At 70.1% G+C, this 22,020-nt stretch carries 19 protein-coding genes; 13 read left to right on the top strand and 6 right to left on the bottom strand.

The window, feature by feature from the left end; all coding sequences use genetic code 11:
• Positions 1–679 precede the first annotated feature (679 nt).
• Positions 680–1,084, top strand: a complete 405-nt coding sequence (locus ACHZD8_RS13395; protein ID WP_394770928.1) for a hypothetical protein — start codon at positions 680–682, stop codon at positions 1,082–1,084.
• A 1-nt stretch (position 1,085) separates the two neighbouring features.
• Here the strand turns inward: ACHZD8_RS13395 and ACHZD8_RS13400 are convergent, their stop codons facing one another.
• The 3 genes from ACHZD8_RS13400 to ACHZD8_RS13410 are packed head-to-tail and all read right to left on the bottom strand — an operon-like array spanning position 1,086 to position 4,799.
• A complete protein-coding gene (locus ACHZD8_RS13400; RefSeq protein WP_394770929.1) occupies positions 1,086–1,976 on the bottom strand; it encodes an aminodeoxychorismate lyase in 891 nt (296 codons plus the stop codon).
• Between the two features lie 58 nt (positions 1,977–2,034).
• Positions 2,035–3,525 carry an MFS transporter gene (locus ACHZD8_RS13405; RefSeq protein WP_394770930.1) on the bottom strand — a complete coding sequence of 497 codons (1,491 nt, stop codon included), beginning with the start codon at positions 3,523–3,525 and terminating at the stop codon, positions 2,035–2,037.
• A gap of 56 nt (positions 3,526–3,581) precedes the next feature.
• Positions 3,582–4,799 (bottom strand): DUF2510 domain-containing protein, encoded by a 1,218-nt coding sequence (locus ACHZD8_RS13410; protein ID WP_394770931.1) that lies wholly within the window; start codon positions 4,797–4,799, stop codon positions 3,582–3,584.
• 268 nt (positions 4,800–5,067) lie between these two features.
• On the opposite strand from ACHZD8_RS13410, the gene ACHZD8_RS13415 reads away from it, so the two are divergent.
• On the top strand, positions 5,068–6,057 hold the full coding sequence (locus tag ACHZD8_RS13415) for an alpha/beta hydrolase (protein WP_394770932.1): 990 nt from the start codon (positions 5,068–5,070) through the stop codon (positions 6,055–6,057).
• Positions 6,058–6,118: 61 nt separating this feature from the next.
• Complete coding sequence (locus ACHZD8_RS13420; protein ID WP_394770933.1) at positions 6,119–7,057, top strand: alpha/beta fold hydrolase; 939 nt, start codon at positions 6,119–6,121, stop codon at positions 7,055–7,057.
• A gap of 6 nt (positions 7,058–7,063) precedes the next feature.
• Here ACHZD8_RS13420 and ACHZD8_RS13425 read toward each other — a convergent pair whose 3' ends face one another.
• Positions 7,064–7,828 carry a glycosyltransferase family 2 protein gene (locus ACHZD8_RS13425; RefSeq protein WP_394770934.1) on the bottom strand — a complete coding sequence of 255 codons (765 nt, stop codon included), beginning with the start codon at positions 7,826–7,828 and terminating at the stop codon, positions 7,064–7,066.
• 108 nt (positions 7,829–7,936) lie between these two features.
• Here ACHZD8_RS13425 and ACHZD8_RS13430 point away from each other — a divergent pair, with 108 nt between their 5' ends.
• The 3 genes from ACHZD8_RS13430 (at position 7,937) to ACHZD8_RS13440 (ending at position 10,965) form a co-directional block, all read left to right on the top strand.
• Positions 7,937–9,094 carry an inorganic phosphate transporter gene (locus ACHZD8_RS13430; RefSeq protein ID WP_394770935.1) on the top strand — a complete coding sequence of 386 codons (1,158 nt, stop codon included), beginning with the start codon at positions 7,937–7,939 and terminating at the stop codon, positions 9,092–9,094.
• Positions 9,091–9,297: a hypothetical protein gene (locus tag ACHZD8_RS13435; protein WP_394770936.1), complete on the top strand. Its 207-nt coding sequence runs from the start codon at positions 9,091–9,093 to the stop codon at positions 9,295–9,297. The genes ACHZD8_RS13430 and ACHZD8_RS13435 overlap by 4 nt, the downstream gene beginning before the upstream one ends.
• Before the next feature lie 219 nt (positions 9,298–9,516).
• Entirely contained in the window at positions 9,517–10,965 is a 1,449-nt protein-coding gene (locus ACHZD8_RS13440) for an aspartate ammonia-lyase (RefSeq protein WP_394770966.1), read from the top strand.
• Between the two features lie 30 nt (positions 10,966–10,995).
• On the opposite strand, the gene ACHZD8_RS13445 is transcribed toward ACHZD8_RS13440, so the two are convergent.
• On the bottom strand, positions 10,996–12,471 hold the full coding sequence (locus ACHZD8_RS13445; RefSeq protein ID WP_394770937.1) for an AlkA N-terminal domain-containing protein: 1,476 nt from the start codon (positions 12,469–12,471) through the stop codon (positions 10,996–10,998).
• A 73-nt stretch (positions 12,472–12,544) separates the two neighbouring features.
• Here ACHZD8_RS13445 and ACHZD8_RS13450 point away from each other — a divergent pair, with 73 nt between their 5' ends.
• The 5 genes from ACHZD8_RS13450 (at position 12,545) to ACHZD8_RS13470 (ending at position 19,039) form a co-directional block, all read left to right on the top strand.
• Positions 12,545–13,462: a ribokinase gene (locus ACHZD8_RS13450; protein ID WP_394770938.1), complete on the top strand. Its 918-nt coding sequence runs from the start codon at positions 12,545–12,547 to the stop codon at positions 13,460–13,462.
• Positions 13,459–14,841, top strand: coding sequence for an FAD-binding oxidoreductase (locus ACHZD8_RS13455; RefSeq protein ID WP_394770939.1), 1,383 nt, complete (start codon positions 13,459–13,461; stop codon positions 14,839–14,841). The genes ACHZD8_RS13450 and ACHZD8_RS13455 overlap by 4 nt, the downstream gene beginning before the upstream one ends.
• A gap of 39 nt (positions 14,842–14,880) precedes the next feature.
• Complete coding sequence (locus ACHZD8_RS13460; RefSeq protein ID WP_394770940.1) at positions 14,881–15,420, top strand: hypothetical protein; 540 nt, start codon at positions 14,881–14,883, stop codon at positions 15,418–15,420.
• On the top strand, positions 15,413–16,606 hold the full coding sequence (locus ACHZD8_RS13465; protein ID WP_394770941.1) for a PrsW family intramembrane metalloprotease: 1,194 nt from the start codon (positions 15,413–15,415) through the stop codon (positions 16,604–16,606). The genes ACHZD8_RS13460 and ACHZD8_RS13465 overlap by 8 nt, the downstream gene beginning before the upstream one ends.
• A 195-nt stretch (positions 16,607–16,801) precedes the next feature.
• Positions 16,802–19,039, top strand: coding sequence for a HelD family protein (locus tag ACHZD8_RS13470; protein WP_394770942.1), 2,238 nt, complete (start codon positions 16,802–16,804; stop codon positions 19,037–19,039).
• A gap of 147 nt (positions 19,040–19,186) precedes the next feature.
• Here ACHZD8_RS13470 and ACHZD8_RS13475 read toward each other — a convergent pair whose 3' ends face one another.
• Complete coding sequence (locus ACHZD8_RS13475; protein ID WP_394770943.1) at positions 19,187–20,521, bottom strand: MFS transporter; 1,335 nt, start codon at positions 20,519–20,521, stop codon at positions 19,187–19,189.
• 2 nt (positions 20,522–20,523) lie between these two features.
• On the opposite strand from ACHZD8_RS13475, the gene ACHZD8_RS13480 reads away from it, so the two are divergent.
• Positions 20,524–20,727 (top strand): hypothetical protein, encoded by a 204-nt coding sequence (locus tag ACHZD8_RS13480; protein ID WP_394770944.1) that lies wholly within the window; start codon positions 20,524–20,526, stop codon positions 20,725–20,727.
• A 3-nt stretch (positions 20,728–20,730) separates the two neighbouring features.
• The gene (locus ACHZD8_RS13485; protein WP_394770945.1) at positions 20,731–21,876 is read left to right on the top strand and encodes an acyl-CoA dehydrogenase family protein; all 1,146 of its coding nucleotides are present in this window, start codon (positions 20,731–20,733) and stop codon (positions 21,874–21,876) included.
• The last annotated feature ends 144 nt before the right edge of the window (positions 21,877–22,020 follow it).

The raw sequence follows: 22,020 nt of genomic DNA on the forward strand, positions 1-22,020 counted from the left end.
CCGCCTTTTGTCACCATACGCAGCAAGCACCGTGGGGGACACCCCTTGCGCCCGGGTGTCCGGGAAATCATCACCGCACACTCAGGTTCGGCCGGCGGCCCTCGAGTCTCAACTCTCTAGTGAAAGTTGACGGGTTGCGCCGACGACGAGGCGGGTCCACCTTAACTCCCACGGAGCAGATCTAAACAGTCTCACTAACGAAAGGCTTCGGTAAGCCACACTGCGGCAGTGCTGCTTCAGCACAGTGCTGCTTCAGCAGCGGTGCTGCATTGGCCCCGAGGCCTTTCGCTTTGTCGCCGCAGTGCTGTTGTCACCGCAGTGCTGTTGCCGTCGCAGTGCAAGCCGTCGCAGAGCCCTCGTGCCGTTGCAGGGATTTGCCGGCCCGGCACTCCGAGCCCGGCGGCACCAGTACACGGCGTGTCCCCCTTTCTGCCAACCCCCTTTCGAGGGCGCCCCTCACTGGGGGCATACACGGGCGGCCCGGCGCGCATATTCTCTAACTACGCAACACCGGGGGACACCTGGGTGGCGGTGATTTCGCGAATGTCGCATGCTGAATATGGGGGTATTCCAGCGGGAGACAGTCGCAGAAAAGAAATCACCGCCCCCAAGTTTTTGGCTCCGACCCGTGTGCGTTCCGGTCCAGCTGACAACCAGTCGCAGACACGATAGTGGTGTGATGGTTTCTCGAACTCTCGCCAATGATCTTCGACTGGCCGGCGTGCGCTGGCGCCCGGCATCCGGAGACACCTTCGTCATCACCCGCGAGGGCTTCGAGAGCGACGTCTTCGTGGTGAGCGACATGACCATCGAGTCCCACGAGTTCGAGACCGGCACGATCCTTGGATTCAATGGCACCACCGAGTGGGCGCTCGACTCGGTCGCCCTCGAGGACGCGCTCTGGCTGCCGCAGGAACACCAGTTGCGGGCGCTGCTCGGCGGCACCTTCCGGTCGCTCGTGCGCACAGACTCCGGCTACCGCGTCGAGCTGAGCGTGGGGGGCGAGGCGACGATTGTCGAGGCGGAGGAGGCGGATGACGCGTACGCCGAGGCGCTCCTGACCTTGGTCTACGCCGCGATCTGACTCACTCCCGCAGCCCGAGAAGGTGGGCGTTCATGCTCGCGCTGAGTTCGTGGTCGACGGGGAACGGCGTGCCGTCGAGTTGCCGTACCGGCGCCGCGAGCCGCACGCTCGAGACGAGCCACGCGGCGTCCGCCCGCCGCAGAGTCTCGGGGGTGGCGCGCTCGAAGCCGGTGCCGAGCCCGAGCGATTCCGCCCACCGGAAGATGCTCGACTGGGTCGTGCCCTCGAGGATTCCGAGTCCGGTGCCCGGGCTGAGCAGGCGATCGCCCGACCGGTAGACGACGGTCGAGGTTGGCCCCTCGAGCAGCAAACCGTCGCTCGAGACGAAGATCACGTCATCCGCCGAGCGCCTCGCGGCCTCGCGCAGCACCGAGCGGTTGATCGCGTAGCTGAGCGTCTTGGCGCCGGCGAGGAGCCAGGGCGAGGTCTGTTCGATGTCGTGTCGGTAGCCGCGATCGAGCAGGACCACGCGGAGGCCGTCGACGCGCGCCGAGTTGTAGTCCGCGCCGGGGCTCGCGTGCACCCAGCCGGTGGGCCTGCCGTCGCCCTCCACGCCGCGGGTCATCACGGTCTTCACCGAACTCTCGGGCAGGGGGCCCAGCTCGGCGATGGCGGCGAGGATCGCCGTGCGCCAGGCATCGGAGTCCGGCGCCGGGAGGTCGAGAAGGGCCGCCGACCTGGCGAAACGCCGCAGGTGGTGCTCGAGCGCCTGCGGGTGGCCGTGGCCGACGCCGATCGTCTCGAACACGCCGTCGCCGCGCGTCACGCCCAGGTCGAGCACGCTCACCTGGGGCAGCGCCGGGTCGACGAGCGCGAAGGTCGGGGCGCCGGCGAGATGAGGCGGCTCGTGCGCGGACGGCTGGTTGAGCATCAGGAGAACGGAGTTGGGCATCACACCATTCTGTCGGTTCCCGACCACCGACCGCCGCGGCCGTCCCCGGGCATCGCGGTCACTGCTGGCGCTGTACGGGGATGCTCGCGGTGCCGGGAAAGCCGGTGCCGCGGGTGGGGATGAAGGCTCCGATGATCACGCCGACGAGGGCGACACCGGCGCCCATCGCGAACACGAGCTGGAACGCCTGGGTCGTGGGGATTCCGATGCCGCCGGAGAGCACGAGGTTGGACGACAGGATCACCCCCACGAGGGTGGCCGCCACCGTCGAGCCGAGGGTGCGCATCACCGAGTTGAGCCCGTTCGCCGCGGCGGTCTCGTTCGGCGGAACCGCCCGCATGATGAGGGTCGGCATCGCCGCGTAGGCGAATCCGACCCCGACGCCGACGATCGCCGAGATGAGGATCACGTGCCAGATCGCCCCGTGCAGCCAGACCGCCAGGGCGAAGGCCGCCGTGATGATGGCGCCGCCGAGGATCAGGCTCGTGCGGGGACCCCGGGCGTTAGACAGCCGGGCGGCCACCGGCGAGAGGAAGAACATGATGAGGCCGAGGGGCATGAGGCAGAGGCTCGACACGAGCAGCGACTGGCCGAGTCCGACACCCGTGGTGGTTGGCGCCTCGAGCAGCACCGGGAGTGCCGCAGTGGTGATGAAGAAGGCGAAGCCGACCGAAATGGAGGCGAGGTTGGTGAGCAGCACCGGCCGCCGGGCCGCGACGCGCAAGTCGATGAGGGGGTCGGTCGTCCGCAGCTCCACCACACCCCAGATCAGGAGCACGGCGACGCCTCCGATGAGCAGGGACAGCGTGACCGGGTTCGTCCAGCCCCACTCGTTGCCCTTCGAGACGGCGAGCAGGATGCCCACGAGGCCCACCGCGAAGCCGACGGCCCCCACAAAGTCGAACCGGCCACCCGTGCGGAGCGTGCTGACCGGCACGATCGTGGCGACGAGCACGATGGCGACGACGGCGAGCAGGAGCGCCAGCCAGAACAGGTAGTGGTAGTCGAAGTTCTGGGCGATCACCGCGGCGACGGGCAGGCCCACCGCGCCGCCGACGCCCAGGGTGGCGCTGACGAGTGCGACGGCCCCGCCGAGGTTCTTGGGGTGGATCACGTCGCGCAGGATGCTGATCCCGAGCGAGATCACGCCCAGCCCCACGCCCTGGAGCACTCGGCCGACGATCATCGGAATGAGGGTGTTGGACAGGGCGCTGATGATCGAGCCGCCGGCCATCACGATGAGCAGCACGAGCACGATTCGCCGCTTGCCGTACATGTCGCCGAGCCGACCGCTGATCGGCGTGGAGATCGCCGCCGCGAGCAGCGTGGAGGTGAGCACCCACGTCGAGTCGGCCGCTGTGGTGTCGAGCAGGGTGGGCAGCTGCGGGATGATCGGTGTGACGAGCGTCTGCATGAAGGCCGCGATCAGGCCGGTGAGCGCGAGGGTCGTGGTGATGGCACGGTCACTCGGTCGCCGGCTCAGCCGCTTGCGCTCTGCCGCGCTGAGGACGCCGCCGCTCTGGTCGTTGGCTCTTTCGACGTCGGTCACTGGTCAACCCTACGTCGCGTATCCGACCGGGTCGTCGCCGTGCGCGGTCCGAACTACTAGCGCGAGAGGGTGTAGATGCCCCAGTCGTCGACCTTCCAGTCGATCCAGCCGTTGACCCGCTGGAGGCTCACGGTGACATCGTACGGGTCCCCCTTCGTGCTCGTCGCCGAGCAGCTGAAGGTCTGTCCGACCAGCACCGGGGGAGTCGGTGGGCAGGTCACGGTGAGATCGGCGCCGATGATCGACGCGTCTGCCGCGATCTGCTGCTGCGCCTCCATGCTGAAGGCCGCGGGAAGGGCGGAGATGAGCAGCCCTGGCACGACCAGCACCGACCCGACCTGGAGAAGACCGAGGCCGGCCCAGACGAGCAGCGGGGCGAGGCCGAAGCCGGCAACCCTGCTCACGCTCATCGAACGTGCGATGAGGTAGACGGGAGCGGTGAGGAGCGCCCACGCCCAGCTGGCCGGTCGCTCGTAGCCCGCGCGCTTGAGCAGCAGGTAGTCGATGATCGCGAGGATCAGGATGAGCAGGTAGGGACCGCCCCAGATCGTGGCGGTTACCCCGATCCCGATCGACGACCCGAAGCCGAGCAGCAGGAGCAGGCTGACCACGAGTTGCAGCACAGGAACGAGCGCGATGATCCAGACCGGAGCGGTGTAGATCGGCAGCTTGTCGACCGCGGCGACGGCAGCGACGGCAGCGACCGGCTCCGCCTCGCGGGGGCGCCGGGGTGCCTCGTCGACCGGGTCGGGGTCGAAGACCTGGCGCGCCGATTGGGTGCTGCTCTGCGTGGACTGGGTGCTCGGTGACGAGACGGCGCTCGCGGCGGCACGCGGGGCGAATCGGGTGTCGATGTCGTCGAGGCGCTCATTGACGGTATCGGTCTCGAGTGTGGGAGGGGACGCCGCGGGGGCATCCGCGGCCACCGGGCCGGGTTCGGGCGCGGCCGCCTCGGTCTGGTCCGATTCGACGGCCAGCGGTGCCGGCGGCTCGAGTTCCTTCAGGGTGACGGTGAGCGGGGCCTGGGCGGCGACGGCGTCGCGCGCGTCGTCCGCGTCGGTGGCGAGATGGGCGTACTGCTCGTCGCGCTCGCGCTGTTCGCGCTGCTGGCGACGCGTGGGAAGCTCATCGTCCGCATAGGCGAGCCGTGTCGGCTGCTGCATGACGAGCGGCGGGCGCGCCTCGGTGGTGAGTTCGGTCCAGGCGTGATTGTTCCACCAGCGCAGCTGGGGCAGACCCATGGGGTCTGGATACCAGCCTGCCGGTACCGTCACGTCATCCTCGAACATACTGCCCTCCGCAGTCGGCCATAGACGGCCAGATTACTGGGAATGGCCTAAAAAAGGCATTCCCTTGGGGTGCTACATATTCGGGTATGGCTAATCTACCGGGCCGCGAGCGCCCGTGGGAGGGACTACGGTCGGGGAGGTGCCCCCAATTCGGGGCCGCAGTTCCGGGGATTTCGGGCCAAATCGGCCCCGCTGGGCCAGTGCCCAGCATGCTCCCAGCGCTATCTCGGGAGCGGCCGGTACCGTCGGAAGCATGGGAGATCAGAAAGAGTCGAGTGTCGCGTCCGGCGGAGCCGCTCGATCGATTCTGAGGCGGGTACCCGTCTGGGTCTGGCGCAGCCTGATGGCTCGACTCGGCCCGAGCGAGCGGGTGCGGCTGAACCTCGACCCCATCACGACGGTCGACTACGTGTCGGACGTCGACTTCGTCGGCGACGGCATCCGCGAACACCGCCTCGACGTGATCTCGCCGAAGGAGTCTCACGGCCCGTTGCCGGTGTACGTCTACTTCCACGGCGGCGGGTGGACATCCGGCGACAAGTCGGCGCTCACCAAGTACTGCGCGAGCCAGGCGATGGCCGGCATGGTCGTGGTCAACGTGAACTACCGCATGGCGACGTCGTTCCGCATGTCGCACATGCTCGAAGACGCCGATGCGGCGCTCGCCTGGGTCACGGCCAACATCGGCCAGTACGGCGGCGACCCCACGCGGGTCGTTCTCGGTGGCGACTCGGCGGGCGGCCAGATCGCCGCACTGTATTCGTCGCTTGTGGTGGACCACCGCCTCTCCGGCCACTACTCCCTCGAGCCCTCCCTCGACCGCTCCAGCCTGCGCGGCCTCGTGCAGCACTGCAGCGCCGTCGACTTCTCCGTGATCTTCGAGCGCGGCTTCATCCTCAGCCTCGGCTTCATCCGCATGCTCCTCCCGCACGGCGGCCGCGGCTCGGCCCTCAAGTCCGCCGCGCGCTACCTGTCGCCGATCGAGTGGGTTGGGGCCGATCATCCGCCCGTCTTCGTCACGACGTCCGAGCGCGACTACTTCTACCGGGCGAATCTCAACTACGTCGCCCGGCTTCGCAAGCACGCCGTGCCGGTCGACACGGTGATCTTCGAGCGGGCCAGTCGCAACACCGAGCACACCTGGCAGCAGGACGCGCGCTTCCCGGAGTCCCAGGAGGTCTACCGCAGGCTCCAGGACTTTGTGGCCCGCGTCGCGAGCCCGGCGACGGTCGCCGCGCGCTAGCCGTCGTGAAGCGACCGCGGAGCTCGGCCCCGATGCGCCGCCGTGGGGTTACATTGGGCGAGTGACTAGCGGAGAAGGCTCGAACTCCGGAGCGGACCCCGAGGGCTTCGGTTCGTCGGCGATCGACGACGCCGCGCGGCTCGACGCCGCCCTGCCCGACATCGACTGGACGGTTCCGCCTCCCGGCGCGGCCGCCACGGTCTTCCGTGCGCCGAGCGGCGAGCTGAGCATGCTGACGATGGGCGACCCGGGCAACACCAGGGTGCTACTGGTCCCTGGCGTGACGGGGTCGAAGGAGGACTTCACGCTCATGCTGCCCGGGCTCGCCGCCGCGGGGTACCACGTGCAGACCTTCGACCTGGCCGGCCAGTACGAGTCGGCGGCAGCCGGGCCGCACAACCTGCGCCCGCCCCGACCGCGCTACGACTACGACCTGTTCGTGGGCGACCTCATCGCCGTTCTCGAGGCCGGCCAGGCGCCGGCTCACGTTCTCGGCTACTCCTTTGCGGCCAGCGTCGCGCAGCTGGCCTACGTCAGGCGGCCAGAGCTCTTCGCGAGCCTCACCTTCCTGAGTGCTCCTCCGCAGCCGGGGCAGGCCTTCCGCGGCGTCAGCCGGATCGGCCGGTTCAGCTGGCTCGCTCCCGGGCGGGTGGGGGCCTCGCTGATGATCTGGGGCATCAAACGCAACTTCGTGAAGGTGAGCCCCGGCCGCCTGCGGTTCGTCAACATCCGGTTCGCGTCCACCCGGTTCGACTCGGTGCGCGACATCATCACCCTCATGAAGCGCACGCCGGATCTCCGCGGCGCGCTCGCGGCCTCGGCCATCCCCAAGCTCGTGGCCGTGGGCGAGCACGACCTCTGGCCGCTGAGGCTGCACAGCGGATTCGCGCGCGAGATCGGCGCCCAGCTCGCCGTCTACCGCGCCGGCCACAGCCCGTGCGAGACCTCGCCCCATCAGCTCAACCGCGACCTGCTCGCGCTCTTCTCCCGGGCGGGCTAGCGGGGCTCAGCCGGAGCGCCGACGACCTTGGGCTGCGTGCTGCCGTGCCCACGCCCGCCTCGCCCGGAGCCTCGGGAGGGGACGCTGCTGGCCGAAGTCCTTCGACAGGGTCGGGGTGACCCAGGAGAGTCGTCGAGCAAGGGAGCTCCACGAGTCGAAGGGCCGCGCGGACACGGCGACCCTGAGGGTGGGATCGTAGATCACGCTCATGTCCGGCTCGAGGTGGTAGCTGAGATCGAGATCGTCGTGGATGCGGGGGAGTGACCGGTTCACCCGGTCGCGAACCCGCTGCCAGACCCGGGAGGGCATCGCGAAGTTCGAGCCGAAGAGGGGAGGGTGGCCGAGCATGGCCCCCACGAACACGAACATGCCCCCGATGTAGATCGTGCGGGCCACCCAGTGCACGAACCGGTTGGACCCGTAGAAGTCGCCGGGCCCCGTGATGCAGGCGAGTCCGTCGCTGTCGGCGAGGGCGGCCTCGATCCGCTCCAGCCAGTCCGCGGGGGGAACCGAATCCGCGTCGAGCCTGGCGATGATCTCGCCGCGCGCGGCGTCGTAGCCGGCCGCCGCCGCCGGAAAGATGCCGCTGACCCTCTCGGTGATGACCCGCGCGCCCCCGGCGACACCGACCTCCGCCGTATCGTCGGTGCTGTCGTTGTCCACGACGATGATCTCGTCCGCCGGCCTCGACTGCGCGGCGAGGGCCTCGAGGCAGACCCGGAGCATGGGCGCGTCGTTGAAGACCGGGATGACCACGGAGATGGTTGCCATGATGGCTTGACTCTACGCGGAAGGGGTTTGCGGCCACGCCCGGCCCACCGCGGGCGGGCGTTAACCTCCGGGTTGCCTCCCGTTCCGGTTCCTGTAAGACTCTGGCCAGTGGACATCTCCGTCATGGTCGCGCTGGTCATCGCACTGGCTCTCTTCTTCGACTTCACGAACGGGTTCCACGACACCGCCAACGCGATGGCGACGCCGATCGCGACGGGCGCGCTCAAGCCGAGGATGGCCGTGGCCCTCGCCGCGATGCTCAACCTCGTCGGGGCCTTCCTCTCCACCGCCGTCGCCCAGACGATCTCGGGCGGCCTCATCCGCGAGGGGTCGAACGGCGTGCAGATCACGCCCGTGATGATCTTCGCGGGCCTCATCGGCGCGATCCTCTGGAATCTCGTCACCTGGCTCCTCGGACTCCCGTCGAGCTCGAGCCACGCCCTGTTCGGCGGGCTGATCGGCGCCGCCATCGTCGGAGCCGGCTTCGGCTCGATCGACGTGTCCGTGCTGCTGTCGAAGGTCGTGTTCCCGGCGATTCTCGCCCCGGTCACCGCCGGACTCGTGGCGTACCTGGCGACCAAGATCGCCTACGCCGTGACGAAGAAGAAGCAGCGGGGCCGGTTCCGCTACGGCCAGGTGTTCACGTCGTCGCTCGTCTCGCTCGCCCACGGCACGAACGACGCGCAGAAGACCATGGGAGTGATCACCCTCACCCTCATCGCCGCCGGCTCGCAGAAGGCGGGTACCGGCCCGGAGCTCTGGGTGATCGTGGTCTGCGCTCTCGCGATCGCGATCGGCACGTACACGGGCGGCTGGCGCATCATCCGCACCCTGGGCAAGGGGCTCACCGAGATCGAGCCCGGCCAGGGATTCGCGGCCGAGGCGGCGACGACGGCGACCATCCTCGCGTCCACCCACCTCGGGTTCGCCCTCTCCACCACGCAGGTGGCCTCCGGCTCGGTGATCGGAACCGGCATCGGCCGCAAGGGCGCGTCCGTGCGCTGGCGCACCGCCGGGCGCATCGCGGTCGGCTGGGTGATCACCATCCCCGCGGCCGGCCTCGTCGGGGCGCTCGCCTCCTGGATCGCGCTCGCCGGGATCGTCGGCATCCTCGTCGACGCCGCGGTGGCGGCGGGGGTCATCGTCTGGATCTTCGTCTACTCGCGACGCAATCGGGTGCACGCCCACAACGTGCACCTGGAGCCGGCCGCCTTCGTGCGGCCGAAGAAACGCAAGAGGGACCGCACGGGAAGGGCGGCGCAGTGACCATCGAATGGGGCAACTTTCTCATCGTGCTCGTGGTGTCCGTCGTCGCCGCGTGCGGGGTGGTCGCGCTCTTCTCGGTCGGCATCCGGTTCGTCTCGGCGCCCGCGCTGTGGCTGCGCGCCACCGGGATCGGCGCCTTCGTGGCCTGCGGAGCGCTGGTGCTCTACGGCGTGTACCTGATCATTCCCGCGCTGCACCGATAGCCGGGAATCTGCCGGCCGGGGCCGCCAGTAGACTCGATCTCGTCACCCAGCCACAAGCGATCTGACCGGCAATGGAGCCTACAAAAAGTGAGCAACAACTCAGTGAACGACGACACCGTCAACGACGACCTGAAGGAGAACGAGAGCCGGGTGCGGCACGCCGCCCGGGTCGACGCTCCCCACGTCAACTACGCCTCGACCCACACCGCGCCACTGCCGGTGAGTTCGGGCACCCGCACCGAGACCGACTCGCTGGGATCGATGGAGATTCCGGCCGACGCCTACTGGGGCATCCACACCGCGCGCGCCCTCGAGAACTTTCCGATCACTCGTCGGCCGATCGCCGTCTACAAGGACCTGGTCGAGGCCCTCGTGCGGGTTAAGCAGGCCGCCGCCCGCGCCAACAAGGAGCTCGGGGTGCTGGATGCCGCGAAGGCCGACCTCATCGAGCGGGTCTGCGAGGAGATCGTGGCCGGCAACCTGCACGACGAATTCGCGGTCGGGGTGATCCAGGGCGGCGCAGGCACCTCCACCAACATGAACACGAACGAGGTGATCGCCAACCGGGGCCTCGAGATCATGGGCTTCGAGTTCGGGGACTACCAGCACCTGCACCCGATCGACGTCGTCAACCGCAGCCAGAGCACCAACGACGTGTACCCCACCGCGATCAAGCTCGCGATGGTGTTCGGGGTGAAGAGGCTGCTGGACGAGCATCGCAAGCTCACCGAGGCCTTCGCGCGCAAGGGGGTCGAGTTCGCCGACGTGCTCAAGGTGGGGCGCACCCAGATGCAGGATGCCGTGCCGATGACCCTGGGCCAGGAGTTCAGCGGGTTCGCCCACACCCTCGCCGAGGACTTCGACCGGCTGAGCGAGACCATCCCGTGGCTCAACGAGATCAACATGGGCGCCACGGCGATCGGCACCGGCATCACCGCAGACCCCCGCTACGCCGAGGCGGTCTGCCGCCACCTGAGCGAGATCACCGGCGTGCAGATGGAGACGGCGGCCGACCTCATCGAGGCGACCTCGGATGCCGGAATCTTCATGACGCTGAGCGGCACCCTCAAGCGCGCCGCCGTCAAGCTGTCCAAGATCTGCAACGACCTGCGCCTGCTGTCGAGCGGGCCGCAGGCCGGACTCGGCGAGATCAACCTGCCGCCGCGCCAGGCCGGGTCCTCGATCATGCCGGGCAAGGTCAACCCGGTGATCCCCGAGGTCGTCAACCAGGTCGCGTTCAGCGTGATCGGGGCGGACGCCACGGTGACCGCGGCGGCGGAGGGCGGCCAGCTGCAGCTCAACGCCTTCGAGCCGGTGATCGCCCACAGCATCCTGCAGTCGATCGCCTGGATGACCAACGCGGACTACACGCTGCGGGTGAACTGCATCGACGGGATCACGGCGAACACCTCGAGGCTCGCCGCGCAGGTGGAGTCGTCGGTGGGGGTGGTGACCGCGCTCACGCCGTACATCGGCTACGCGGCCTCCGCGGCCCTGGCCCACACGGCGCTGACGACAAACGCGTCCATCGCGGAACTCGTGGTCTCCGCCGGACTGATGACCAAGGAGGAGGTGGCGCACGTGCTGTCGCCCGGACGGTTGAGCGGGCTCGTGCCCGTCACCGGTGTGATCAACGTGGTGCGGCCGGTCGAGACCGACCACGACTGACGCCGGTCGCCTGTCGCCCGGCGCCGGAGGCTAGCGCGCCGCCCACAGGTGCAGTCCGGCGTAGCTGCGCCACGGCGCCCAGCGCGTGCCGTGGGCGGCGAGGGCGCGGGAGGTCGAGGGGAGTCCGAGCCGGCCGGCGCTGGAGAGCATGACGAGGTCGGTGGTGAGGAGCACGTCCGGGCTGCCGAGCACCCGCATGGCCAGGTAGCCGGCCGTCCACGGTCCGACTCCGGGCAGTGCGGTGAGCCGCGCGGTGAACTCCTCGGTGGTCATCCCCACGTCGAGCGCGAGCGACCCGTCCGCGATCGCCCGGGCGACGCCGAGTACGCTCGCCACCCGGGAGGACGGCCCACGGAGCACGGCGCTGCCGTGCTCGGCGATCGTCGCCGCGGTGGGGAAGAGCCCCGGCCGATCCGACAGCTCCCCGGCGAGCCTGGCGAGCACGGTACGGGCGGCGGCGACCGAGATCTGCTGCCCGATCATCGTGCGGAAGAGGGCCTCCTCGGCATCGAGGCTGCCCGGCAGCCGCAGGCCGGGCCGAGCGAGCACGAGGGGCGCCAGGGCCGGATCGCGCGCGAGCGAGGCGTCGATCGCCTCGGAGTCGGCGTCGAGGTCGAGCAGCCGACGCACCCGCGAGACGAGCGTGGACAGGTCGGCGATGTTCTCGAGTCGCGCGGTGCAGAGCACGGTCGTCGGACCGTCGAGGCTCAGCTCGACCTCGGCGATGCCGTGCGGCAGCCGCACCGACCGGGAGAACCGATCGGCGTCCGCGGTCTCGACGCCGGCGACCGCGTGATCGGCGAGGAAGCGCATCAGGCCGGCGCCGTCGAACGGGGCCCTGGCCGGCAGCCTCAGCGTGATGCTCGTGGGCTCCGTCGTGGCGGCGGCCCGGCGGTGACGCTCCGCCCCGCCGCGACCTCGAGCCCGCAGCGCCGTGGGCGTCGACTCGTACACCGCGAGCATCGTGTCGTTGAACTGGCGGATGCTGGCGAAGCCGGCCGCGAACGCGACGTCCGCCACCGCGAGATCGGTGCTCACGAGGAGAGTGCGGGCAGTCTGGGCCCGGTGGGCTCGGGCGAGGGCGAGCGGGCCGGCCCCCAGTTCGCTCACGAGCACGCGGCCGAGGTGCCGCGGCGTGTAGCCGAGGCGGGCGGCGAGGCCGGGCACGCCGTGCCGCTCGACGGTGCCGGCGGCGATGAGCCGCATCGCGCGGGAGGCCACGTCGTCGCGGATGTTCCACTCCGGCGACCCGGGCACGGCATCCGGAAGGCAGCGCTTGCAGGCGCGAAGACCGGCCTCGTGGGCGGCCGCGGCGGTGCGGTAGAAGGTGACGTTCGAGGGCTTCGGCGTCATCGCCGGGCAGCTCGGCCGGCAATAGATGCCGGTGGTGTGCACCCCGGTGATGAACTGCCCGTCGAAGCGCGAATCACGGGACGACATAGCCCGGTAGCGCTCGGCGAACAGCGGGTCCCTGGCCCGGACGGCGGCCGGAGGAGTGGAGGTCATTCCTCTACTCTCACACTTGCGCCCGACATTGACTAGCGGAAATCGGACACCGCGGCGAGGCTACTCTGGGACCATGTCACGCGACTCAACGACGAATTCCCGCTCCGGAGTGACCGTGGTGGGCAGCGCGAACCGGGACATCGTGTTCACGGTCGAACGCATCCCGCGGCCCGGCGAGACGATGCTCGCGACGTCGGCGGCCAAATACGCGGGGGGCAAGGGGCTCAACCAGGCCGTGGCCGCCGCCCGGGCCGGAGCCGCCGCGACGTTCATCGGCGCGCTCGGCCGAGACGAGGACGGCGACGCGCTCGCCGACACGATTCGCGAGGAGTCGATCGCCGATCGCCTCGTGCGGCGCACAGACGATCCGACCGGCCAGGCCTTCATCGTGGTGGACGGCTTCGGCGAGAACACGATCATCGTCGCCTCCGGGGCCAACGGCTCCTTCTCGGCGGTGGGCGCGGCCGACCGGGAGGCGATCGGGGCGGCGAGCGTCGTGCTGCTGCAACTGGAGCTTCCGCTCGAGCGGGTCGCCGAGGTCGTCGAGGCGGCCGCCGCCCTCGGCACGACCGTGATGCTCAATGCGGCTCCCGCCCGCGAGCTGCCGCGAGAGCTGATCGGCAGGCTCGATTACCTGATCGTGAACGAACACGAGGCGTGCGCGATCGGCGGATCCGACCGGCTGGGTGTCGCCTCGGCGACCCTCGCGTCCCTCGTCGACCGCGTGGTGGTCACCCTCGGCTCGGCCGGCGCGGTGCTCTACGACCGCGGCGCGGAACTCGCGCGGGTGCCGGCGCCGCGCGTGACCGCCGTGGACACGACCGGCGCTGGCGACACCTTCTGCGGGGCGTTCGCCGCCGCGATCGCGGACGGCCGGGACTACGAGGACGCCGCACGGTTCGCCACCGCGGCCGCCGCGCTGTCCGTGCAGACGATCGGCGCCGTGCCCTCCATCCCGTTCCGTGCCGCGATCGACGAGGCCGGCCGATGAGCGCGGAGGAGGCCCTCGCGGCGCTGCGCTCCGCCGTCGGCACGGCCCTCACCACCGACCGGGGGCAGCTGGCGGCGCTCACCACCGACAAGTCCGGCCACGACTCACGGTCCCTCCCGCTGGCGCTCGTGACCGCGCGCGGCGTGGAGGACGTGCGGGCGACCCTGCGGATCGCGAACGACCACGGCATCCCGGTGGTCCCGCGGGGCGCCGGCACCGGCCTCGCCGGCGGGGCGATCGCGAGCGCCGGCGAGATCGTGCTCTCCACGCTCGCGATGGACCGCATCCTCGAGATCTCGGTGGCCGACGAACTCGCGGTGATCGAGCCGGGCATCATCAACTCCGACCTCAACGACGTGCTCGCGACCCACGGACTGTGGTTCGCCCCGGATCCGGCGAGCAAGGCGATCTCCACCGTCGGCGGCAACATCGCCACCAACGCCGGCGGCCTGCTCTGCGCGAAGTACGGCGTGACGCGGGAGGCGGTGCTCGGGCTCAAGGTGGTGCTCGCCGACGGCACGCTGCTCAGCCTCGGCCATCGCAGCGTGAAGGGGGTCACCGGGCTCGACCTCACGGCGCTGATGATCGGATCGGAGGGCACCCTCGGGGTGATCGTCGAGGCGACCGTGAATCTGCGGGCGCTGCCGAGCGGGCCGGTCGCCACCATCGGCGCCTTCTTCCCCAGCATCACCGCCGCGGCGGCGGCCTCCGCCGCGATCACCGCGGCCGGCCTGCGCCCGGCGGCCCTCGAGCTGCTCGATGCCGCGGCGCTGCGGGCGATCGACGCTCATCTCTCGCTCGACCTCGCCTCGCGGGGCGACTCCTGGCTGCTCGTGCAGACGGATGGGGCGGCGAGCGCCGCCGAGGCGCGGGCGGCGATCGAGATCATCCGTTCGCACGGCGGGGACGCCGAGATCACGACCGATCGCGAGGAGGGCGAACGGCTCTTCGCCATCCGGCGCGCCTTCCATCCGGCGCTCGAGGCCCTGGGGACCGTGCTGATCGAGGATGTCGCCGTGCCGCGCTCGGCCCTGCCACAGATCTTCGCCGCGATCGAGGACATCGGTGGCCGCTACGGCATCGAGATTCCGACCGTCGCGCACGCCGGGGACGGCAACCTGCATCCGAACTTCGTCTACCAAGCGCAGGAGGGCGGCGGCGTGCCGGATCGGATCTGGGCCGCGGCCGACGAGCTCTTCGTCACCGCGCTGCGCCTCGGCGGCACCCTCACCGGAGAGCACGGGGTGGGCATCCTCAAGCGGCGCTGGCTGGGAGACGAGCTCGGCGAGGCCCAACTCGACCTCCAGCGGCAGATCAAGCGCGTGTTCGACCCGCGCGGCATCCTCAACCCGGGCAAGGTCTTCGCGCCGGAATCGTAACGTTGCGCGCCGGGCGCGGTGACTCCCTAGGCTGGTCGCATGACCTTCCTGCCGATGACCACGGGCGACGAACTGTCGCCTGGGGCGCGCTCCGCCGTCGAACGACGACTCGAGTTCGACGCCTCGCCCATCACGGCGCTCGAGTCGACGCTTCTCGCGAACCCGGCGAGCTTCGCGGCGTACCTCGAGTGGTACGCCCTCCGGGAGGAGATCGCCCCCTGGATCGGTGAACGGGCAGTGTCTCTCTTCTCCTACGCGATCTCGGACGAGAACGACTGCGAGGTGTGTTCGCTCGCGTTCCGCAAGGTGCTGGTGGACTCGGGGGACGACCCGGACCACCCGGAGGTCACGGAGACCGAGCAGTTGCTCATCGACTGGGGGCGGCTCATCGTGCGCAGCCCGCACGGCATCCCCGACGAGTTCTACGCCCGGCTCGAGGCCGCCTTCAGCCCCGAGCGCCGCCTCACGGTGCTCGCCTTCGCGGGCCAGATGATCGCCGTCAACCTCATCGCCACCGTGGGCCGCGTGCCGCTCGACCCCGCTCTCGCCGCCTACCGCCGGCCGGGTCGGGATGTCTGAGCCGACCTACGGTCGCCGGGGGGTGACGCCGAGCGACGACCCCGTCGCCGTCGTGCCCGGGCCCGCTCCGCTGCCGGTGCGCCGGGGCGCCGGAACGATCGTGCTGGCCATCCTGGGATTCCTGGTGCTCTCCGTGCTGGTCGTGGCGGTCGCGGCCTACCTCGTGCGCGTGCTGGGACCCGGCACGCTCGCCATCTCCCTCGTGCTGGCGAGCATCCCGCTCGTGATCGTGCTGCTCGGCATCCGCTGGATCGATCGCTGGGAACCGGAGCCGCGCGGCGCGCTGCTGTTCGCCTTTCTCTGGGGGGCCGCCGCATCCATCGCGATCGCGCTGGTGTTCTCGGGAATCACCCAGTACTACGAGGCGGCGGCCGGCATCCAGAAGTCGGCGGGCTCCGAGTTCTTCGCCGCGGTGTTCCAGGCGCCGGTGGTGGAGGAGTTCGCGAAGGGGCTGGGCATCCTGCTCGTCTTCTGGGCGATGCGGCGCACCTTCGACGGACCGGTCGACGGCGTGGTCTACGGGGCGACGATCGCCATCGGCTTCGCGTTCACCGAGAACCTTCAGTACTTCGGCCTCGCGATCATCGAGGACCGCGGCTTCGGCAGCGACATCGTGCAGACCTTCCTGCTGCGCGCCATCCTCTCGCCGTTCGCGCACGTGATGTTCACGGCCTGCACCGGCCTGGCCCTCGGCCTCGCCGCCCGCCGTACCAGCGGTCTCGGCGCCATCGGCTACTTCATCGCCGGTCTCATCCCGGCGATCCTGCTGCACGCGTTCTGGAACAGCGCCGGCTACTGGGCCACTGACTGGTTCCGCTACTACTTCCTCGTTCAGGTTCCGCTCTTCACGCTCGCGATCGTCGGGGTCGTGCGGCTGAGGAGGCACGAGCAGCATCTCACCCGGGAGCGGCTGGCGGAGTACGCGGCCGTCGGCTGGTTCACGCCCACCGAGGTCAGCCTGCTCTCCACCGCCGCCGGCAGACGGCAGGCGATCGCGTGGGCGTCGCGCTTCGGGCTGAAGCCGCAGTACGCCCAGTTCGTGCGCACCGCCACCCGGCTCGCCTTCACCCGGCAGAGGGTGATCTCCGGTCGGGGATCGATCGGCGCGCAGCTCGACGAGTCAGACCTTCTCGCCGAGCTCAGCGCCGCTCGCCGGGCGCTCGCCGCCCTCCCGTCACCCGCCTGACCGTCCCGCCCCCTTCCGAAATCCATGCATTCCTCGACCGCGGCGGCGTGTCATGCGCCGACACGCCGCACCTGGCAAAGGAATGCATGGATTTCGGAAGGGGGCGGAGCGCGCACCGCCCGGGTCGAGACAGAACGGTCGGGTTGCCTCCCGGGAAGCGACTAAACTTGAACGCTGGATTTGAGGGGTGTTTGAGTGGTCGATCACGAGCTGCAACGCGAACAGGAATACGTCGGAACTCTCTACGCGAGGCTTGACGCGCTCAAACGCGAGGCCGAGCTGCAACTCGACGCGGTGAGGCTGCTGGATGTGGGCGGCAACCACCAGGGACGCTCCGAACGGGACACCTTCGCGCGCATCTACGAGGACCGGATCGTGCAGCTGCGCGAGGTGGACGAACGCCTCGCGTTCGGCAGGCTCGAACTCGAACCGAACGACGAAGACGGCGACGACGTGCTGCGCTACATCGGCCGGATCGGCCTGCGCGACAAGGACCTGCAGCCGATCCTTCTCGACTGGCGGGTGCCCCAGGCCAGCGCCTTCTACCAGGCGACCGCGGCGACGCCACTCGGGGCCCGGGCCAGGCGGCACCTGCTCTCCAAGGGCCGCAGCGTCATCCGCATCGAGGACGAGATCTTCGACGCGACCCTGCTCGAAAGCGACACGACCGAGCTGCAGGGCGAGGGCGCGCTGCTGGCAGCGCTCACCGCGCAGCGCACCGGGCGGATGTCCGACATCGTCGCGACGATCCAGGCCGAGCAGGACCGCATCATCCGTTCCGATCTCGGTGGAGTGCTGGTGGTGCAGGGCGGGCCGGGCACCGGAAAGACCGCCGTCGCGCTGCACCGGGCCGCCTACCTGCTCTACTCGCACCGCGACCGGCTCAAGAACTCCGGAGTGCTCATCGTGGGGCCGTCTCGCTCGTTCCTGCAGTACATCGAGGCCGTGCTTCCCTCGCTCGGCGAGACCGGCGTCGTGCTCGCGAGCGTGGGTCAGCTGTACCCGGGAGTCGAGGCGACGAGGGAGGATTCCCCGGCCGTGGCCGCGCTCAAGGGCAAGGCGTTCATGGCCGGGCTGATCGCCCGCGCGGTGAAGTCGCGGCAGCGCGTGCCCTCCGAGCCGCAGGATCTCGACGTGAACGGCGACCGCCTCACCCTCGACCCGCAGCTCATCCAGAACGCGATGAACCGGGCGCGCGAGGGCGGCAAGCCGTACAACGAGGCCCGCGTGACCTTCGTGAAGAATGCCCTGGGCGCGCTCTCGCGGGAGTGGCTCGCGCAGCTCAAGTCCAACGGCAACTCGATGGACGAGTCCGACCTGCCCATGCTCCGGGAGGACCTGCGCTCCGCCGAAGACGTGCGGGTGGCGCTCAACACCGCGTGGCTGCCGCTCACGCCGCAGAAGCTCCTGCAGGACCTCTACGCCCGGCCGCAGTGGCTCGCCGAGCTGACCCCGCGCTGGACCGCCGAGCAGCGGGCCCTGCTGAGACGAAGCCGGGATGCGGAGTTCACGATCGCCGACATCCCGCTTCTCGACGAGGCCGCCGAGCATCTCGGCGAATACAACCTGGTCGACGCCGCGCAGAAGCGTGAACAGAAGCAGCAGCGCAAGCGCGACATCGAGAACGCGGAGGCGGCCATCCAGAACATGGATGTGAAGGGCCAGGTGAACGCCAAGGACCTCGCCGACAACTTCGCCGAGCTCGGCGATCGCGCCACGACGGCCGAGCGCGCGGCGGTCGACCGCACCTGGACCTACGGCCACGTCGTGGTCGACGAGGCGCAGGAGCTCTCGCCGATGCAGTGGAAGCTGCTGCTGCGGCGGGGACCGCTGCGCTCGTTCACCATCGTCGGCGACATCGCCCAGGCCGCGTCGGCCGCCGCATCGTCGAGCTGGCTGACGGCGCTCGACCCGCTGCTCACCGGTTCGGCGGAGAGCGAGCGGTGGCGGCTCGAGCAACTCACCGTCAACTACCGCACGCCGAGCCAGATCGCGTCCTCCGCCGAGTCGATGGCGGTGGCCCACGGGCTGCCGGTGACGCCGTCGCGGGCGGTGCGGGCGAGCGAGTGGCCCATCCAGGTTCTCGACGACGCCGTCGAGGCCGTGCGCCGGGAACGGGGCCTGGATGCCGGGGGCACCCTCGCCGTGATCGTGCCGGAGACCGGCATCGACGAGCTGGGCGCCCGGCTCGCCGAGGAATTCGGCTCAGCGGTGGGGCTCGGGGCCCAGGGGCTCACCCGCGACATCGCGCTGCTCTCCCCGCAGGAGGCGAAGGGCCTCGAGTTCGACGCGGTGATCGTGGTGGACCCGGCGGGAATCGTCGCGGCCTCGGAGCGCGGGGCCGGCGCCCTCTATGTGGCGATGACCCGCGCGACCCAGCGGCTCTACCTCGTGGCGGACGGCGACCTGCCAGCGGGCATCACCCTCGGCTGACCCGCCTCCCGCCCTTTCCGAAATCCATGCGATTCTCGGCGACACGCTGCCAGATGCGCAGTTGAGCGGCGTGTTGCCCAGGAATGCATGGATTTCGGAAGCTGACGGGCAGGGGACGGGCAGGGGACTGGCAGGGAAAGGGAGGGCTCAGGGGGCGGGGGCGAGCGCGTCGTAGCGAAGGAAGCCCCGTTGGAGCCGGGTGACGACGAGCAGCAGGCTCACGATGATCAGGCCGCCGAGAAGCGGGGGCAGCCAGAGCGCCCCGATCGCCGCGACGACCCCGACGAAGATGTCGCCGACCCGAGGACCGCCGGTGACGACCACGGTGAAGACCCCCTGCAGCCTGCCGCGCATGTTGTCCGGCACCGCGGTCTGCAGCATCGTCTGGCGGAAGATGCTGCTCACGTTGTCCGCCGCCCCCGCGCCGGCGAGCATGATCGATGCCACGACGATCGCGACCACGTTCGGGCGCGCGACCGACCCAGCGACCTGGCCGAACAGCCCGAGGCCCAGGATCGCGAGCACGACGCCGAAGCCGACGATGAACGCGCCGTAGGCAAGGATCGCCCTCGTGATCTCGCGGCCGTGCCAGCGCCGGTGGCCGACCCGGCCGGACAGCAGGCTGCTGAGCAGAGCGCCGAGCGCCCCGGCCGCGGTGAGCACGCCGACGGTGACGGGCCCGCCGCCGAGAACGAGCGCGCCGGCCGCCGGGAACAGAACGCGCGGCTGGCCGAAGGTCATCGCGATGATGTCGACGACGAAGGACATGCGGATGTTGGGAGCCGTTCGCAGGAACGCGAGCCCATACCGCAGCGACTCCAGTCCCGGGCGATGGATGTCGCCCTCCGGGGCAAGACGGGGGAGGGCGGCGATGCCGAGGAACGCGCTGAGGAACAGCACGACATCCACGGTGTATGTCCAGCCGAAGCCGACCGTGGCCACGAGCACCCCGGCGATGGCCGGACCGACGGTGACCATGACCCCGAAGCTCGCCCCGGAGAGCGCGGCGGCCGCCGGCAGCAGCCGGGGCGGGAGCAGGCGCGGGAGCACGGCAGAGCGCACCGTGCCGATCACCGTCGCGGCGACCGCGTTCACGGTGGTGAGCAGGTAGAAGGGCCACACGACCTCCACCCCCGTCCAGGCGAGCGCGGCGAGGGTGATCGTGGACGCCCACGCGACGATCGCGGCGACCAGGAGCACGAGTCGGCGGTCGAAGGCGTCGGCGAGCATTCCGCCGTAGAGGCCGAAGACGATCATCGGCAGGAGAGCGAAGGCGCCGACGAGAGAGACCGCGAACGTGGACCCGGTGATCTGGTAGATGTGCAGCCCCACGGCGACGATCGTCATCTGGGCGCCGATTCCCGAGATCGAGTTGCCGATCCAGAGCTTGGCGAACGCGGGGCTCTCCCGCAGCGGGGCGAGGTCGATCAGGTGCGACCGCGTGGGCGGCGCGGTGTCGAGGGGTGCGCTCACTCGATCCATTCTTGCGCGCTCCCGGCCCCCTTTCCGAAATCCATGCAATTCTCGGCGACACGCCGTCGAGCGCGCAGTTGAGCGGCGTGTTGGCCAAGAATGCATGGATTTCGGAAAGGGAGAGAAGAGAAGAGAAGAGAAGAGAAGAGAAGAGAAGAGAAGAGAAGAGGAGGGGAGAGACGGGGTGGCTCGGAGACGAGCGGTGCAATGCTTGAGCGGTGACGATTCTCGACGATGCCCTGCTCGCCCGCATCCACGACCGGGCGGCGGGCTACGACCGCGACAACCGGTTCTTCTCCGAAGACCTCGATGAGCTACGGGCCGCCGGCTACCTCGCCGCCCTGGTCCCGGTGGAACTCGGCGGCGCGGGACTCACTCTCGTCGAGCTCGCCCACGAGCAGGCGAGGCTCGCGCAGGCCGCGCCCGCCACGGCGCTCGCCGTGAACATGCACCTGGTCTGGACCGGCATCGCGAAGACGCTGCGCGATCGGGGGGACGACTCGCTCGAGTTTGTGCTCACCGAGGCGGCGGCGGGCGAGCTGTTCGCCTTCGCGATCAGCGAGGCGGGAAACGACCTCGTGCTCTTCGGGAGCACGACGGATGCCCGGCCGCTACCGGACGGCGGCTACGCCTTCACCGGCACCAAGATCTTCACGAGCCTCTCGCCGGCCTGGACGAGGCTGGGGCTCTTCGGTCTGGACACCGTCTCGCACGACGCGCCGAAGCTCGTCCACGCCTTCGTGACCCGGGACGCCCCGGGCATCACGATCCACGACGACTGGGACACCATCGGCATGCGGGCGAGCCAGAGCAACAGCACCAGGCTCGACGGGGTGGTCGCCGCCGCCGATCGCATCGTGCGCCGGCTTCCCCCCGGCCCGAACGCGGATCCGCTCATCTTCGCCATCTTCGCCAACTTCGAGATCCTCGTCTCCGCGGTGTATCTCGGCATCGGAGAGCGTGCCCTAGAACTCGCCGTCTCCGCCGCCAGGTCCCGCGTTTCCGCGCGCACCGGAACGACGAAGGACCGAGACCCGGCCACCCGGTGGAAGATCGCGGATGCCGCCCTCGCGCAGGACGCGCTCTGGCCGCAACTGGAGTCGCTGGCCGGGGACATCGACGCGCTCGCCGACCGGGGCGACCAGTGGTTCCGTGGGCTGGTCGGGCTCAAGTGGCGGGCCACCCGCAATGCCCGCTACGTGGTGGACCAGGCCATCTCCGTGGCCGGCGGCGCGGCGTTCTCGTCGTCGAGCGAGCTGGGCCGGCTGTACCGCGACGTGCTCGCGGGCGGCTTCCACCCCAGCAACGACGACTCGGTGCACTCGACGGTCGCGAACGCGATTCTCGGGCCGGACGTCGACTAGGCCCATGCGCCTCCGGGAAGGCTGGTAACCACAGCAGCCCTCCCGGCGACGCCCCCAGCCATGCGGGTATCGGCCTGCGTCGGCGGCTTTACGCCACCCCCGGCGGCCGCCGACGCATCCCCCGTCGCCACTGATGGTTCGGCA

Source organism: Lacisediminihabitans sp. (assembly GCF_043726815.1).
Taxonomy (GTDB): domain Bacteria; phylum Actinomycetota; class Actinomycetes; order Actinomycetales; family Microbacteriaceae; genus Lacisediminihabitans.